General features: G+C 71.1%; 16 protein-coding genes. 6 read left to right on the top strand and 10 right to left on the bottom strand.

The window, feature by feature from the left end; translation table 11 throughout:
- Positions 1–88: 88 nt before the first annotated feature.
- The 3 genes from OG246_RS33160 to OG246_RS33150 all read left to right on the top strand — a co-directional run bounded on the left by OG246_RS33160 (position 89) and on the right by OG246_RS33150 (position 1,810).
- Complete coding sequence (locus tag OG246_RS33160; RefSeq protein WP_266471880.1) at positions 89–820, top strand: TetR/AcrR family transcriptional regulator; 732 nt, start codon at positions 89–91, stop codon at positions 818–820.
- A 49-nt stretch (positions 821–869) separates the two neighbouring features.
- Complete coding sequence (locus tag OG246_RS33155) at positions 870–1,334, top strand: pyridoxamine 5'-phosphate oxidase family protein (RefSeq protein ID WP_266471878.1); 465 nt, start codon at positions 870–872, stop codon at positions 1,332–1,334.
- 83 nt (positions 1,335–1,417) lie between these two features.
- Entirely contained in the window at positions 1,418–1,810 is a 393-nt protein-coding gene (locus tag OG246_RS33150; RefSeq protein WP_266471875.1) for a VOC family protein, read from the top strand.
- A 165-nt stretch (positions 1,811–1,975) separates the two neighbouring features.
- Here OG246_RS33150 and OG246_RS33145 read toward each other — a convergent pair whose 3' ends face one another.
- Both OG246_RS33145 and OG246_RS33140 read right to left on the bottom strand, forming a co-directional pair.
- Positions 1,976–2,419, bottom strand: coding sequence for a nitroreductase family deazaflavin-dependent oxidoreductase (locus OG246_RS33145; protein WP_266471872.1), 444 nt, complete (start codon positions 2,417–2,419; stop codon positions 1,976–1,978).
- Positions 2,420–2,543: 124 nt separating this feature from the next.
- Positions 2,544–2,858 carry a hypothetical protein gene (locus tag OG246_RS33140; protein ID WP_323178356.1) on the bottom strand — a complete coding sequence of 105 codons (315 nt, stop codon included), beginning with the start codon at positions 2,856–2,858 and terminating at the stop codon, positions 2,544–2,546.
- A 29-nt stretch (positions 2,859–2,887) separates the two neighbouring features.
- Between OG246_RS33140 and OG246_RS33135 the strand changes: the two genes are divergently transcribed.
- Positions 2,888–3,088 carry a ferredoxin gene (locus OG246_RS33135; protein ID WP_266471869.1) on the top strand — a complete coding sequence of 67 codons (201 nt, stop codon included), beginning with the start codon at positions 2,888–2,890 and terminating at the stop codon, positions 3,086–3,088.
- 9 nt (positions 3,089–3,097) lie between these two features.
- Here OG246_RS33135 and OG246_RS33130 read toward each other — a convergent pair whose 3' ends face one another.
- Positions 3,098–3,709: a TetR/AcrR family transcriptional regulator gene (locus OG246_RS33130; protein ID WP_266471866.1), complete on the bottom strand. Its 612-nt coding sequence runs from the start codon at positions 3,707–3,709 to the stop codon at positions 3,098–3,100.
- A gap of 92 nt (positions 3,710–3,801) precedes the next feature.
- Here OG246_RS33130 and OG246_RS33125 point away from each other — a divergent pair, with 92 nt between their 5' ends.
- Positions 3,802–4,260: a nuclear transport factor 2 family protein gene (locus OG246_RS33125; RefSeq protein WP_266471864.1), complete on the top strand. Its 459-nt coding sequence runs from the start codon at positions 3,802–3,804 to the stop codon at positions 4,258–4,260.
- A gap of 10 nt (positions 4,261–4,270) precedes the next feature.
- Positions 4,271–4,804 carry a flavoprotein gene (locus OG246_RS33120; RefSeq protein WP_266471861.1) on the top strand — a complete coding sequence of 178 codons (534 nt, stop codon included), beginning with the start codon at positions 4,271–4,273 and terminating at the stop codon, positions 4,802–4,804.
- Here the strand turns inward: OG246_RS33120 and OG246_RS33115 are convergent.
- The 7 genes from OG246_RS33115 to OG246_RS33085 form a co-directional block, all read right to left on the bottom strand.
- Complete coding sequence (locus tag OG246_RS33115) at positions 4,788–5,735, bottom strand: hypothetical protein (RefSeq protein ID WP_266471858.1); 948 nt, start codon at positions 5,733–5,735, stop codon at positions 4,788–4,790. The genes OG246_RS33120 and OG246_RS33115 overlap by 17 nt on opposite strands.
- A 96-nt stretch (positions 5,736–5,831) precedes the next feature.
- Complete coding sequence (locus tag OG246_RS33110; protein ID WP_266474913.1) at positions 5,832–7,379, bottom strand: glycosyltransferase family 39 protein; 1,548 nt, start codon at positions 7,377–7,379, stop codon at positions 5,832–5,834.
- 315 nt (positions 7,380–7,694) lie between these two features.
- The gene (locus OG246_RS33105; RefSeq protein ID WP_266471854.1) at positions 7,695–8,615 is read right to left on the bottom strand and encodes an endo alpha-1,4 polygalactosaminidase; all 921 of its coding nucleotides are present in this window, start codon (positions 8,613–8,615) and stop codon (positions 7,695–7,697) included.
- A 199-nt stretch (positions 8,616–8,814) separates the two neighbouring features.
- Positions 8,815–9,621: a phytanoyl-CoA dioxygenase family protein gene (locus OG246_RS33100; protein ID WP_266471852.1), complete on the bottom strand. Its 807-nt coding sequence runs from the start codon at positions 9,619–9,621 to the stop codon at positions 8,815–8,817.
- 78 nt (positions 9,622–9,699) lie between these two features.
- Positions 9,700–10,182 (bottom strand): universal stress protein, encoded by a 483-nt coding sequence (locus OG246_RS33095; protein WP_266471850.1) that lies wholly within the window; start codon positions 10,180–10,182, stop codon positions 9,700–9,702.
- 5 nt (positions 10,183–10,187) lie between these two features.
- A complete protein-coding gene (locus OG246_RS33090; protein ID WP_266471848.1) occupies positions 10,188–11,486 on the bottom strand; it encodes an arsenic transporter in 1,299 nt (432 codons plus the stop codon).
- Between the two features lie 80 nt (positions 11,487–11,566).
- Positions 11,567–13,957: a SpoIIE family protein phosphatase gene (locus OG246_RS33085; RefSeq protein ID WP_266471845.1), complete on the bottom strand. Its 2,391-nt coding sequence runs from the start codon at positions 13,955–13,957 to the stop codon at positions 11,567–11,569.
- Positions 13,958–14,169 lie beyond the last annotated feature (212 nt).

Here is a 14,169-nt window from a genome sequence, read left to right as displayed (position 1 = left end):
GCCCGGTGACCGGAAATGAAACTGCCCGGGGCCTTAACAGGTCAACGCTGTTGACATAAGGTGCCCCGCAAGCACCCAGGGAGAGACCATGAACGACCGAGTCGTCCCGTCCGCCGCCCGGAGGCGCCGGCGCCCCACCAAGACGGGTGTCGTGCTCTCCGAGGAGCTGATCGTCGAGACGGCGCTGCGGCTGCTCAAGGAGCATGGCGCCGACGCCCTCACGGTCCGCCGGCTCGGCCTCGCCCTGGGCGCCGACCCCAGCGCCCTGTACCGGTACTTCCACGACACCGACGACCTGCTTCTCGCCATCGCCGACGAGCTCATCGGCCGTACGCTGCGCAGCTGGCACCCCACCGGCGACTGGCGCGCCGACCTGCGCGACCTCGGCATGCGGGTGCACTCGGGGTCCCTGGCGCATCCCCAGGCCGCCGTGCTGAGCTCCTACCGCGTCACGGGCCGGATCCACGAGATCCAGGCCGTCGAGACGATCATCGGCGTCCTGCGCGGCGCGGGCTTCCCCGACCCCGAGGCCGTCCGGATCTACCACGCATTCGTCGACCAGGCCCTGGCCTTCGCGGCCCTCGACGCGGCGAGCGTGGCCCTCCCGCGGGCCGCGCGCGAGGCGGAGGCCGGCGTGTGGCGGGCGACGTACGCACGGCTGCCCGCCGACACACACCCGCACATCGCCGCCACGGCCCGCCATCTGGTCGCCGACATGCGGCGCAGCGCCTACCCGGTGGCGCTCGACATGCTGCTGACCGCGGCGGCGGCCCGACTGGGAGAGATCACCGCGGCGGGGAACGCCCGCCCGTCACAATGAGGGCCGCTCAGCCGTCAATCATGTACGACGTCCACCAGGAGGCTGCTCGATGACGAACCCGCCCGCCCGCACCCCGAAGCAACGCAAGCAGGACACGCTCAACCGGCTGGAGCACGACGAGGACACCTGGGTGGCCACGGCCGACGGCGACGGGGGAACGCCGTACTTGGTCCCCCTGTCCTTCCTCTGGGACGGCGAGACCCTGCTGCTTGCCACGCCCGCCGCCAGTCCGACGGGACGCAACCTGCGGGCGACCGGCAAGGCGCGTCTGGGCATCGGCCCGACCCGCGACGTGGTCATGATCGAGGGCACGGTGCGGACGCTGGAACCCGTCGAGCTGCCGGACGGGGTCGGCGACGCCTTCGCCTTCAAGACCGGGTTCGACCCTCGCCAACTCACCACCGCCTACCTCTACTTCAGCGTCACGCCGCAGCGCGTACAGGCCTGGCGCGAGGCCAACGAGATCGCCGGACGCGATCTCATGCGGGACGGCGAATGGCTCGTGGCCGACTGAATTCGCGGGACGGGGTACCCGGGGAGGCGTGGCAGCAGGTGGCCGAGGAGCCGTCGGCGCCCGGTAATCCGTACGGAGGAAGCATGACACTGGTCACGGCAGGCGTTGTGGTGCTGGACTGCGCCGAGCCCGAGAAGCTCGCCGCCTTCTACAAGGAGCTGCTGGAAGCCGAGGAGACCGACACGAACGCGAACCGTGTGGAGATCAGGGGCACCGACGGCATCCGGATGGCGTTCCGCCGGGACGTGTCGGCGACGCCGCCGAGCTGGCCGCGCCCCGAGAACTCCTTCCAGGTGCACCTGGACTTCCACGTGGAGGACCTCGACGAGGCGGAGCGCAGGATCATCGGCCTCGGCGGACGCGCCCTCGAAACGAAGGACCCGTCCGGGCCTTTCGAGGAACGGGGTTACTCGGACCCGGCCGGCCACTCCTTCACGTTGCGCTACGCGGCGGCGACCGCGCCGAAGCAGGACTGACAGCAAGGGTCAGGGGCGCCCCCCCCCGCGGCGCCGGAGCGCGGGGGCCCTGGCAGGGAAAACCCCGCCGCGACGGGGGGACGCGGCGGGGCCTGAGCGTCGGGTGCCCGGTGGACGCGGGGTCATGCGTACTGAATCCCGCGAATTATCGCCCGACCCCTACGGTCAGTCGGTCGGCTCCAGCACGAAGACCGGGATCTCCCGCTCGGTCTTCTTCTGGTAGTCGGCGTACGGGGGATACGCCGCGACCGCGCGCTCCCACCACAGGGCCTTCTCCTCGCCGGTGACCTCACGGGCCGTGAACTCCCGGCGCTCGGCGCCGTCCTGCAGCTCCAGGCGGGGATCGGACTTGACGTTGTGGTACCAGACCGGGTGCTTGGGAGCACCGCCCAGCGAGGCGACCGCCGCGTAGCGTCCCTCGTGCTCGACGCGCATCAGCGGGGTCTTGCGGATCTTGCCGCTCTTGGCGCCGAGGGTGGTGAGAATGATGACGGGCAGCCCCGTTTCCATCAGTGTCGTCCCCTTGGTGCCACCGGAACTCTCGTACAGCTCCACCTGGTCGCGTACCCATTTCGTCGGGCTGGGTTCGTACTCGCCCTCAAGAGGCATGACTTCCGTCCCATCGTCGCGTCGTGCGGGTTCTGTCTCAGCACAGTTCAACAACCGCACCGGCGCAAGTCATCCCCACCGCTGCATGGCGGGTAATCGCCGCCCGGGGCCGACGCCGGGCCGGTCATCCCCAGGTGGCACCCGCCGGCTCCTTGATCGTCGCGTTGGGCCGGTTGAAGAGGTTCGTCGTCGCGATCCACAGGATGAGCGCGGCGAGCTGCTGCGCGTCGTAGTGGTCGGCGACCTCGTCCCACAGCTCGTCGGACACCGCATCGCCCGAACGGTCGCCGAGCCGGGTCATCTCCTCGGCGAGCGCCGGCGCCGCCCGCTCCGCGTCCGAGTAGTACGGCGCCTCACGCCAGGCGGCCACCGCCCACAGGCGCTCATCGCTCAGGCCCGCCTTCCGGCCGCCCCGCCCACCGGCTCTCCCGGCTGGCACACCCCGCCACCTGGTAAGAAGCTGCGGTCATGAGCAATGACATCTCCATCGACAAGGACGCCTGCATCGGCGCCGGGCAGTGCGCACTCGCCGCCCCGAGCGTCTTCACGCAGGACGACGACGGTTTCAGTGAGCTCCTGCCGGGCCGCGAGGCCGGCGCGGGCGACCCGATGCTGCGAGAGGCGGCCCGGGCCTGCCCGGTCGGCGCCATCACGGTTTCCGGCGCCTGACCACGGGCCCTAGTTCTCCCGGTGCTGCGCCTCCACCAGCAGCCGCGCCGCCGCACCCGCCTGCCCGGCCGGGTCCGTGCTCCCCGTGATGCCCGCGGTGACCATGGCGCCCTCGGCGAGCAGGTACAGCTGGTCGGTGAGTGCGGCGGGGAGTCCCGCGTCGGTCACCAGACCGCCCAGGTAGCTCTTGAACGCCTGTTTGTGGGCGTGGACTTGGGCGGTGACGCGCGGCGAGGTGGCACCGAGTTCACCGTAGGAGTTGATCCAGGCGCACCCGCGGAAGCCGGGCTCCACGAACCACACCCCCAGCCAGTCGAACACCGCGAGGACGCGCCGCTCGGGCTCCCGCTGCCGGTCGACGTGCTCTGCCAGCCGCTGCCGCCAGCGGATGTCACGCCGCTCCAAGTACGCCTCCACCAGCTGCTCCTTGGCGGGGAACAGTTGGTAGAGGCGCTTGAGGGAGACCCCCGAAGCGCCGCGGATGTCATCCATGCCGACGGTCTGGATGCCGCGGCCGTAGAACAACTCCTCCGCGGCGTCCAGCGCCTGCTCGCGGGCGAGGTTCAGCGCCTGTTCACGGGCGGGATCCGGTGCCTGGCCGCGGGCGGCTGTGCTGTCCATGTACGGGCCATTCCTTGACGGGAGAACGATCGTTCTCTACGTTAGCAGCCATCGAGGAGAACGATGGTTCTCCCGCTGTCCGAGGAGACTCCATGGCCGACCGCCCGCCCCTCCCGCCGTTCACCCGTGAGACCGCCGCCCAGAAGGTCCAGGCCGCCGAGGACGCCTGGAACACCCGCGATCCGCACAAGGTCTCGCTCGCCTACTCCGAGGACTCCGTCTGGCGCAACCGCGACACCTTCGTGACAGGCCGCGCCGAGATCGTCGAACTCCTGACGGCCAAGTGGGCGGGCGAGCTGGAGTACGCCCTGCGCAAGGACCTCTGGGCCTTCGACGGCAACCGCATCGCCGTCCGGTTCCAGTACGAGTGCCGCGACGCCGAAGGCCAGTGGTGGCGCAGCTACGGCAATGAGCTGTGGGAGTTCGACGAGCACGGCCTGATGACCCGGCGCGAGGCGAGCATCAACGACGTACGGATCGAGGAGAAGGAACGCCGGATCCTAGGCCCGCGCCCCGAGGCCGAACGTGGGGACACCTTCCCGGTTCACTAGGGTCTTCCGGGTGAGCGAACACGCCGGAAAACCCTTCCTCTACGTCGTCGTCTGCGCGGCGGGCATCGCGGTGGAGGTCCCCCTACTGATCACCGCGGCACAGGAGCGGGACTGGGAGGTCGGCGTCATCGCGACCCCGCAGGGCCTCGGCTTCATCGACGCGACGGCCCTCGAAGAGCAGACCGGCCGCCCGATCCGGTCCGCCTGGCGGTCTCCCGGCGACCCGCGCCCCTTCCCGGCCCCCGACGCGGTGGCCGTGGCACCCGCCACCTTCAACACCGTCAACAAGTGGGCTGCCGGAATCTCCGACACCCTCGCACTCGGAACTCTCTGCGAAGCGTACGGACTTGGTGTCCCGATCGCCGTACTGCCCTGTGTGAGCGAGGCATTGGCGGCCCACCCCGCCTACCGGGCGAGTGTCGACCGGCTGGGCGGGATGGGGGTCCGGTTCGGGGAGCCGTACTCCGGAGAACCTCAACAGGACGGCGGGCGGCCGGAGTTCCGCTGGGAGCGGGTCCTTGACCTGCTCACTCCTGGCAGGTGACGGTGGGGCCGACGAGCATGCCCCCGGTGAACACGGCCTGGCCCTGCGGCATCCAGTAACCCGCTTTGGAGACGACGGTGGAGCAGGTGTCCTTCACCGACACGCGGACGACGACGGTGGAGGGCCGGCCCGGCTGGAGATCGGTGAGCGCGCAGTCCAGCGCGTGGCCGCTTCTCGTCGTCGACGGGTAGCTGCCGGTCAGCGGATTCACGCAACGGGCGTCGGACGTGGTCAGCTCCACGCCGGACGATTCCTCGCCGATGATTCCGAGTCGTGCGCTGCCGTCCCCGCGGTCGCTGTCGCGCGCGACCGTGTACGTCAGGGTGGTCACGGTGTTCGGGCGCACCACGCTCCGGTCGACCTCGATGCGGTGCGTGGGCGGTGCCTTCGGGTCGGTCAGGATCAGCGTGGCGTGGACCTCTCCGCGCAGATCGACACCGGCGGGCGACGAGGTCACGTGCACGCTGCCGCTGACCTCGTAGGTGCCGGGGCCGGGGTACTCCTTGCCGCTGGGGAGCGGGCCCGTCCCCACGGTCTGCCCGTCCCGCCGTACGGTCCAGGTGCCCGAGGTGAGGCAGGCGTACCGCACGGACCCGCGCCGCCCGCAATGGGCCGGAGCCGACACGGACATGTTCGGACCGCCGGTGCCCACGCACAGACTGACCGACGCGCGCTGCCCGCCCTCGCCCTTGAGGGTCCCCGCGTGCGCGCAGAGCGTTGCCGGAGTGGGCGCCGGGACAGGTGCCGGGGCGGTCGCCGAGGGAGCCTCGGACCTGAGCACGGCTTCCGCGGGCGGCGGCCCCCAGGCGGCCCACCCGAAGGCGGCGGCCAGCACCGCCACCACGCCGAGTGTCCTGGACGTCCTACGAGGCATGGAGCGTGTGAGCACCGGTTCCTCCTGCACGGCCGCGACCGGCCCGGTGCCGGTCATGCGCTGTTGACGATGCGCGACGGGCCGACCGCCGTGAGGCTCCCACGCCGGACCGTCACCTGAGGGCACGAACCTCTCGGGGCTTCGGTCCCTGGCCTACGGCCTGCGGAAGATCGTGATGGAGTGACCGACCTCGTCGACCGGTGTGCTGCCCTCGATCAGCGCGGCCAGCCGTCCCTCGGCCGTGGCGATCGAGGAGTCCGACACGACGAGCAGACCGTGCACGTCGTCCGGCGGCACCTCGCGCGGGTCGGCCGCCTCGATGCCGTAGTACGAGGGCACCCCCGCGCCCTTGTAGACGAGCCAGACCCGCTCGTGCGGGTAACGCTCGTCCAGACGGTCGGCCAGGCGGCCCAGATCCTGGCCCCAGTCCACGTTCGAGTCGTGCAGCCGCAGATGGGTCTTCGACGGTCCGCCGAACGCCTCGTTCGAGTAAGGCAGGTAGTACGGGTAGGTGCGCAGCGAGCTGACGGCCACGAAAAGCACCAGGGCCGCCGTGACGACGTACGCCCATCGCTGCCGGACCGCGACGACCGCCGCCACCGCCACCGCGAGGAACATCGGAACGAAGAGGGCGTAGCGGACGCCGAGGTCGCGGGAGCCGCCCATCGCCACGGCCAGCAGCAGCGCCGGCGGGATCAGCACGTACGGGGCCGCGGGCCGCAGCCGGCGAACGGCGAGCATCGCCACCGCACCGGCCGACCAGAGCGCCAGCATGCCGAGCGGTGTCTTCACCAGCAGCGCGGTCGGCAAGTAGTACCAGAGCGCACCGTGATAGTGACGGCCGAACAGGAAGCCGCCCCACTCCTGGTACTCGTAGTTGAACTGGATGCGCATGCCGTCCCGGAACGGCTGCGGGAAGGGCAGCCAGTCGACGAGGAGCCCGCGCGTTCCACGGATGACCGGCAGGTCCCCGGGAGCCGTCCAGCGCAGCTGCGGATCGACGACGAGGTACGTGGCCCACACCACGGCCAGGGCCACAAGCGCCACACCGGACGCCGCAGCCACGCCTCGACGCACCTTCGCGGCCGTGCCGAGGCCAGGCACCCGCCAGACGGACACGACAGCCAGGATCAGCAGCAACGGAACGGCGGCCAGCACGCTCATCTTCGTGGCGATCGCCGCGCCGAGCGCCGCCCCGGCGAGCGGGAGATACAGCAGTGGACGCCGACGCGCCCGCCACAGCAGCCACACCGACGTCAGGAGAAATCCGCAGGCCGGCACGTCGAGGGTGGCGAGCGAACCGTGCGTGATGATGTCGGGCGAGAGGGCGTACAGGGCGAGTGCCACCAACCCGCCCGCACGGCCCACGAGTTCACGGGCGAACGACAGGACGACCAGACCGAACAGCAGCGTCAGCACGATCACCGGCAACCGTGCCCACAGCATCAGCCGCCAGGGGTCGTTGCCCGACTCGTACAGCAGACGCTTTCCCAGGGCCGTCTGATCACCCTTGAAGTCGGCGTCCAGGTGCGGGTGGGCGAACACCAGCCCGCTACCGATGATCAGTTTGCCCAGCGGCGGATGTTCCGGGTTGTAACGCAGGTTGTGCTGCTGGACGTAGACCACCGCCGTGCCCACGTACACGGGTTCGTCGATGGTCGGCGTCTGCCGCACGGCCGTCGTGACCATCGCGAACGCCATCTGGGCCAGCAGTGCGACCGCAGCGAGCACGAACAGCCACCGCCGGGGCACGTGGAAACGTCTCGGCGGCCTCCCGCTGTTCTCCGACAGGTGTTCCTCCTGCCTGCCCATGGGGAATGTCAGCATGCCTGTTGGTACGTCCGCTCCGTACGCGCCCACTCATCGAGGGCGGCTTTCTTTGCGCGTCAGTCGGCCCGCCGGCTGGTCGTCGTCATCCAGCAGGAACCACGACCGGGAAGCCGAGTATGCACCGTCACATGACATTCGGGGTCGCGCATGGCGTGCCGTTGGAGCGGAGCGAGGCGGTACCAGGCGTCAGCGGGTCTTGCGGACGTACTCCTCGTCTCCGGGCGTCGACACCATCACATCCCGGCGCACGATGCTCAGCCGGTCACCGAACCCCGAACGGGCCTTGCGCAGACCGCTGTCGGTGTACTCGATCACGACCACCCGGTCGTCGAAGGCTTTCGCGTACGCCCCGCACTCGTCGTACTCGCCACACTCTTCCGCCACCGCGAAGTCGAGCCCGGTCCTGGCCCTGAGTCCCGCCAACTCCACGGTGTTCTTCTGTGCGATGGCGAGATCGCGCGTATGCGCGTGGGCCGAGAGCAGGGTGATGAACGCGGTGGCGTCGTCGGCGGTCAGCAGGTCTTGGGAGCGGGTGTAGCTGTCGTAGTTGTCCGGCTCGACCGCGTCGAAGCCCTTGTCGGCGCAGCCGTCGATCCACTGGTCGACCCGCGCGGCAACGCGCTTGCGCTTGGCCGGTGTGCGGATGTCGAGCAGCACCTCGTCCCAGTCGCCGTCGACGACGAGCTCGCCCTGCGCGTCGCGCAGCAGCAGGTCGGCGGGCCACTGCTTCTCCTCGCCCGGCTGGACCTGGAAAGCGTTGACGTAGCAGATGTTGTAGAGGCCGGGCGCCGGGGACTCGGAGCGGTCGCGGCTGACGATCCGCACACCGGACGGCGGGGGATAGGCGCCGCCGATCTGGTAGTCGAACCCCGCGTGCAGCGGCGGGAGTTCGATGGCTGTCGAGGTGGCCGACCCGGTCGAGGAGACGGTCGGGGTCGGGGTGGGAGTTGTCGGCCTCGGGGTCGAAGTCGTCCCCGACGGTCGCGGCGCGGCATCCGCGCCCTCGCCTTCGTCCTCGTCGGAACCGCAGCCCACGAGCATCGACAGGGCCGCCAGGACAGCGACCGTCCCCAGACCACCGACGCGGGCAACACGCTTGACGGACATGTCCGCTCCAGCAATCGCGAGTACGGCCCCGCCTCGGACGCTCCCGCGATCCTGGCGACTTGGGCCGGACTTGAACCATGTCCGCTACCGGCTGGGCGTACCTCTGCGTGCCGGGTCTCAGCACGGCACGAAAAGATCCAAGCGTGCAGGCACCGCCCACGTCAAGGTGGACCGCTGTCGAGCGGGGGCGCCGGTCGCGTCAGTGCGGAGCCGGCGCCGCGAACTCCGTACCGCAGGGTCCCGCGCCCTCGCTCTCGGGCAGGGCGACGGGTGCCCCGCTCATCGTCAGCGTCCGGTAGAAACCGCCGATCCGCTCGGTGGAGCGGCCGACATAGTGGCCGATGAAGGAACGGCGGAAGCGGTCGGTGCTGCGGTTGGGCCCGGAGCCGTGCACCAGGCTGCCGTTGAAGAACAGCACGTCGCCCGGCGCCATGTCGACGGGGACGGAGGCAAGACCGGGCGGCGGGGGCACGTAGTCGCGTACGAAGGAAAGCTCCGCGTCCGCCTCCTCCGGGCAGAACAGGTCCATGCGGTGCGTGCCCGGTACGACCTCCAGGCCGCCGTTCTCGCGGTCGATCACATCGCAGGCGATCCAGGCGGCCACACAGGTGCCCGGCTCGACCCGCAGATAGAAGTTGTCCTGGTGCAGCGCCTGACCGCGGGAACCGGGCGGCTTGAAGTAGAACATGCTCTGCGCGGCGAGGACTTCCTCGCCCAGCAGCGTTTCCATGATGTCCCGCAGGCGCGGGTCGAGCAGGCGGCGCAGGGAGAGCGCGTTGATGCGGTGCGGGTGCAGGACCCGGGGATAGGCGTGCAGCGGATCGGCCGGACCGTCGGCCTCGGTGGCACGGGGTTCGAAGTGTCCCGGCACCGGGCCTGCGGCGTGCAGCGCCGTGAATTCCGCGCACAGCGCCTCGATTTCGGCGCCGGTGAACAACCCGGGCACCACCGCGAAGCCGTCGCTCTCGAACCGGTCGTGCAGCGCGCTCATGCCCGTGACTGTCATCCGGCCGTCCCTTCTCGCCTGTGTCAAAGATGCCCTACGCCGGGTCGCCCTGCCTTGCGACGAGGTCTGCCGGAAGCCTTAGGGCGCGACGCCAGGCAGGGTCGTGACGTCCGGTGCCGTTTCCGGCCAGACCAGCAGCACAGGGCAGGGGACGTGGTCGACGACGAAACGGCCCGCCGGTCCCAGGCTGTGCGGGCCGAGGCGGGAGCGGTCGCCGTCCCGGGCCAGCACGAGCAGGTCGGCACCCTCGGCGGCGGCGACCACCTCCCGCTCGGCGCGCCCGGTGCGCTCGAGCCGTGTGCAGGGGCGGGCCAGCCGCTCGGCCGCCGCGTCGAGGAGCCGCTCCGCCGAGGAGGCGCCGAGGTCCTCGAGACGGTCGCCGGGGTCGTGCTCGGAGTGGGCGCGGCCGAGCAGTCCGGCGAAGGCGCCGTGTGCAAGGCCGGGGACGCCGGGCTCGTCGACGTACAGCAGGACCACATCCGTCGCGTGGGGTGCGTGACGGTGTACGGCGTCCACGCACGCGGGCCAGGTCCCCTCGACGAGCCAGACGATCACCCGCATGTGTTTCAGCCTCCGATGACTTGGAGTGAGAGCCACAGGGCCAGTACGGCCGGGATCAGTGCGGCCGGCACGGCGATCAGGCCCAGCCGGGTGAACTCCTTGAGGTCGACCCCGTGTTCGTGTTGGTGCACGATACGCCGCCACAGCAGGGTCGCCAGGGAGCCCGCGTAGGTCAGATTGGGGCCGATGTTGACCCCGAGCAGGACGGCAAGGACCGCGCCGGAGCCGGATCCGGCTGCCAGCGGGATCAGTACGAGGACCGCGGGCAGGTTGTTGATCAGGTTGGCCAGCACGGCCGCGAGCGCCGCGATGCCGAGCAGCGCGAGCAGGCCGCTGCCGTCCGGGAGCAGCCGCCCGAGGGCGTCGGCGAGACCGTTGTCGACCACCGCCCGTACGACGATGCCCAGCGCGAGCACGAACGCCAGGAAGGCCGGCGCGGCGGCGCGCACCACGGTGAGCGGGGTGGCCCGCCGGCGGACGAGGGCGCGGGCGGCGAGTACGAGCGCCCCGGCCGCGGCCGACCACGCCGGATCGATGCCGAACGCGGAGGCGACGACGAACCCCGCAAGCGTGCAGCCCACGGTGACCAGCGCGAAGAGCGGCATGGCGGGCGGCTCGTCGACGTCCGGCGTCGGCAGGGCCGCCGCGCCCAGGTCGCGGGCGAAGAAGCGCCGGAAGACCACGTACTCGGCGCCGATCGCGACCAGCCAGGGGAGGACCATCAGCGCGGCGAAGCGGGTGAAGCTCAGACCGCTGGCGCTGAACGCCAGCAGATTGGTGAGGTTGGAGACCGGCAGGAGCAGCGAGGCGGTGTTGGAGAGGTGGGTGCAGGCGTACACGTGGGGCTTGGGGCGGGCGCCCATCCGTGCCGCGGTGGCGAACACGACGGGCGTGAGCAGCACGATGGTGGCGTCCAGGCTGAGCACCGCGGTGATCGCCGAGGCGAGCCCGAAGACCGCGGTCAGCAGACGGCCGGGGCGGTCCGCCGCCCAGTGCGCCATCCACGCTCCACAGGCCCGGAAGAGCCCTTCGTCGTCGCAGAACCGGGCCAGCACCAGCACTGCCGCCAGGAAGCCGATCACCGGTCCCAGATGCGAGGCCTCCGCGACCACGTGGTCCCAGGAGATCGCGCCGGTGACGATGACCAGGGCGGCCGCGGGAACCGCCACGACCGCCTCGGGCCAGCCGAAGGGCCGGATCACGGCGCAGCCGAGCACCACGACGAGCAGGGCGACGGAGAGGGTTTCGGCGAGCGGGGCGTTCAGGGTTCGGTCCTCCGGGACACGGTCGTGGTGCCCGTTCATCAAATCAGGCCCGTGGACGACCGTACGACCGGGGACTTCCTCCGAGGCACGAGGCCGCCAGCGGACATTCCCCGACTTCGTCAGTCCTCGACCAGCGTCAGCTCCGCCCAGATGGTCTTCCCGTCGGCCGTGTGGCGGCTGCCCCAGCGTTGCGTCAACTGGGCGACGAGCAGCAGTCCTCGCCCGCCCTCGTCGAAGATCTTGGCCCGGCGCAGATGCGGTGCGGTGTGGCTGCTGTCGGAGACCTCGCAGATCAGGGTGGTGGCGTCGTGGATGAGGCGCAGCCGGATGGGTGGTTCGCCGTACCGGATGGCGTTGGTGACCAGTTCGCTCACCACGAGCTCGGTCGTGAACGTCGCCTCGCTCAGGCTCCAGTCGTCCAGCTGAGCGACCACCTGCTTGCGGATCGCCGCGACGAGGGCGGGGTCGGCGGGAATGTCCCAGGTCGCCACCTGAGAGGCGGGAAGCCCGTGGGTACGGGCGAGCAGCAGGGCCACGTCGTCCGGGGCGCCGCCCACCGGGAGCAGCGACCGGAGGATGGCGTGGCACGCCCCCTCCAGGGAGTCCGAGGAGGCTTCCAGCGCTTCGCACAGCAGCCGATGGCCGGCGCCGATGTCCCGGTCGCGGCTCTCGATCAGGCCGTCGGTGAACAGCGCGAGCACCGTGCCCTCGGGGAGCGCGAGTTCGACGGACTCGAAGGGCAGTCTGCCCAGGCCGAGCGGCGGCCCGGCGGGGAGGTCGATCTCCTGGGCCGGGCCGCCCGGTGGGAGCATGACGGGCGGTGGGTGGCCCGCCCGGGCCAGGGCGCAGCGCCGCGAGACCGGGTCGTACACCGCGTACAGGCAGGTGGCGCCGACCTCGCCGGTGGTGCCCTCCGCTCCGGCCTCCGCGGAGAGCCGTACGACGAGGTCGTCGAGATGGGTGAGCAGTTCGTCCGGGGCCAGGTCGATGTCGGCGAGGGTGCGGACGGCGGTGCGCAGCCGCCCCATGGTCGCCGAGGCCTGGATGCCGTGGCCGACCACGTCGCCGACGACCATGGCGACCCGCATCCCGGACAGCGGGATCACGTCGAACCAGTCGCCGCCCACCCCGGCCCGTGCCGCGGGAAGGTAGCGCGAGGCGGCGTCCACCGCGGCCGTCCGGGCCAGTGACTGGGGGAGCAGACTGCGCTGGAGGGCCAGCGCGGTCTCGCGCTCGCGGGAGAAGCGGCGGGCGTTGTCGATGCAGACCGCGGCCCTCGCGGTGACCTCCTCGACGAGCAGCACGTCGTCCGCGGTGAACGGGTCGGGCCGCCGGTAGCGGGTGAGGACGGCCACCCCGAGGGTCTGGCCGCGTGCCCGGATCGGTACCGACATCGTGGTGTGGATGCCGAACTGCTCGACGCGCTCGGCGCGCGCCGTGTCCACGGACAGCCACTGCTTCAACGAGGCGGCGGCGTCCGGTGCCACGATCGTCCGCCCCGCGGTCAGGGAACCCGCGTGCGGTGAGACGGCGGGGTAGACCTGGACGTCTCCGGGCTTCAGGACCGCCTCGGGGGAGCCCGGGTGCACCGACTGCTGGGCGGCGCGGCGCAGGGTGATCGGAGCGGTGGGGGGCTCGAGGCGGTGCTCGCCCGCGTGCTCCGGGGGATCCAGCAGATCGACGCTGACGAAGTCGGCGAGCGCGGGCACACAGACGTCGGCGAGTTCCTGGGCCGTTCGTGTGACGTCGAGGGTGCTGCCGATGCGGACGCTCGCCTCATTGACGAGCTGGAGGCGCTCGCGGGCCTTGTGCTGCTCGGAGAAGTCGTGTGCGGCCATGCACACGCCCCGCACCCGGCCCTCGGGGTCGATCAGCGGCGCGATCCGCGCCAGCCAGGCGTGCGCGCGGCTCTCGCCACCCGTGCGCAGGAACGTCTCCACATCGCGACCCGTACCGGAGTCGAACACCTGGTGCAGGTGCTCCTCCAGCTCCTCGCTCTCCGGTTTGCCGCCGATCTCGGAGAGCCTGAGGCCCAGGATGCGGTCCTCGGGCAGACCGACCACGTCGGCCATGGCGCGGTTGACCCCGTACAGCCGCAGGCGTTCGTCGTATACCGCGGTGGGGCATGGGGCCTGCGCCAGCACGGCGGTCGTCAGGGGGTCGTCCAGCGGACGGCGCGGGCTGGCCTCCAGCGGGGTGACCACGAGCCAGTCGCCGGGCTCGTCCTGCCGCGGCGGCCGGTGATGGGCCAGCACCCACACGGACACGGTGGAGCCGTCGCGGTGCCGCAGATCGAGGGTGCCGTACCAGCGCTCACCACGACGGACTCGCGACTCGGCCGGAAAGGTCGCGCCCGCGGCCAGCAGAGCGGCGGCGGGCCTGCCCTCGACGTCCTGCGGGGCATGGCCCAGCAGACGGCGGGCCCCCTCGTTCCAGTGGACCAGGGTGCCGTTCTCGTCGATGACCGCCCGTGCTGTGGCGGCCTCGTCGAAGGGGTGGACCGGGCTCATAGTCGCCACTCCATTGCGCACACTCACAGTGAACAAGCGCGTCACTCCTGTACCAGCGTAGTGCGTGGACGGCCACAGCACTCGGGGCACAGGTCTCCGCACCCGGGGGCACGTTCTGTCGATCGCACCGCCTGTCCGGCCACGCCGGTTTCGGGCCGATCGTGACGCGCGGGACGGAAGTGAGTGCCGGACCCTTGACGGCTGCACGTGTC

The sequence above is a fragment of the Streptomyces sp. NBC_00620 genome, from assembly GCF_026341825.1.
Lineage (GTDB): Bacteria > Actinomycetota > Actinomycetes > Streptomycetales > Streptomycetaceae > Streptomyces.
The sequence above is the reverse complement of the archived record's forward strand: the minus strand, read 5'-3'. Positions and strand labels throughout refer to the sequence as shown.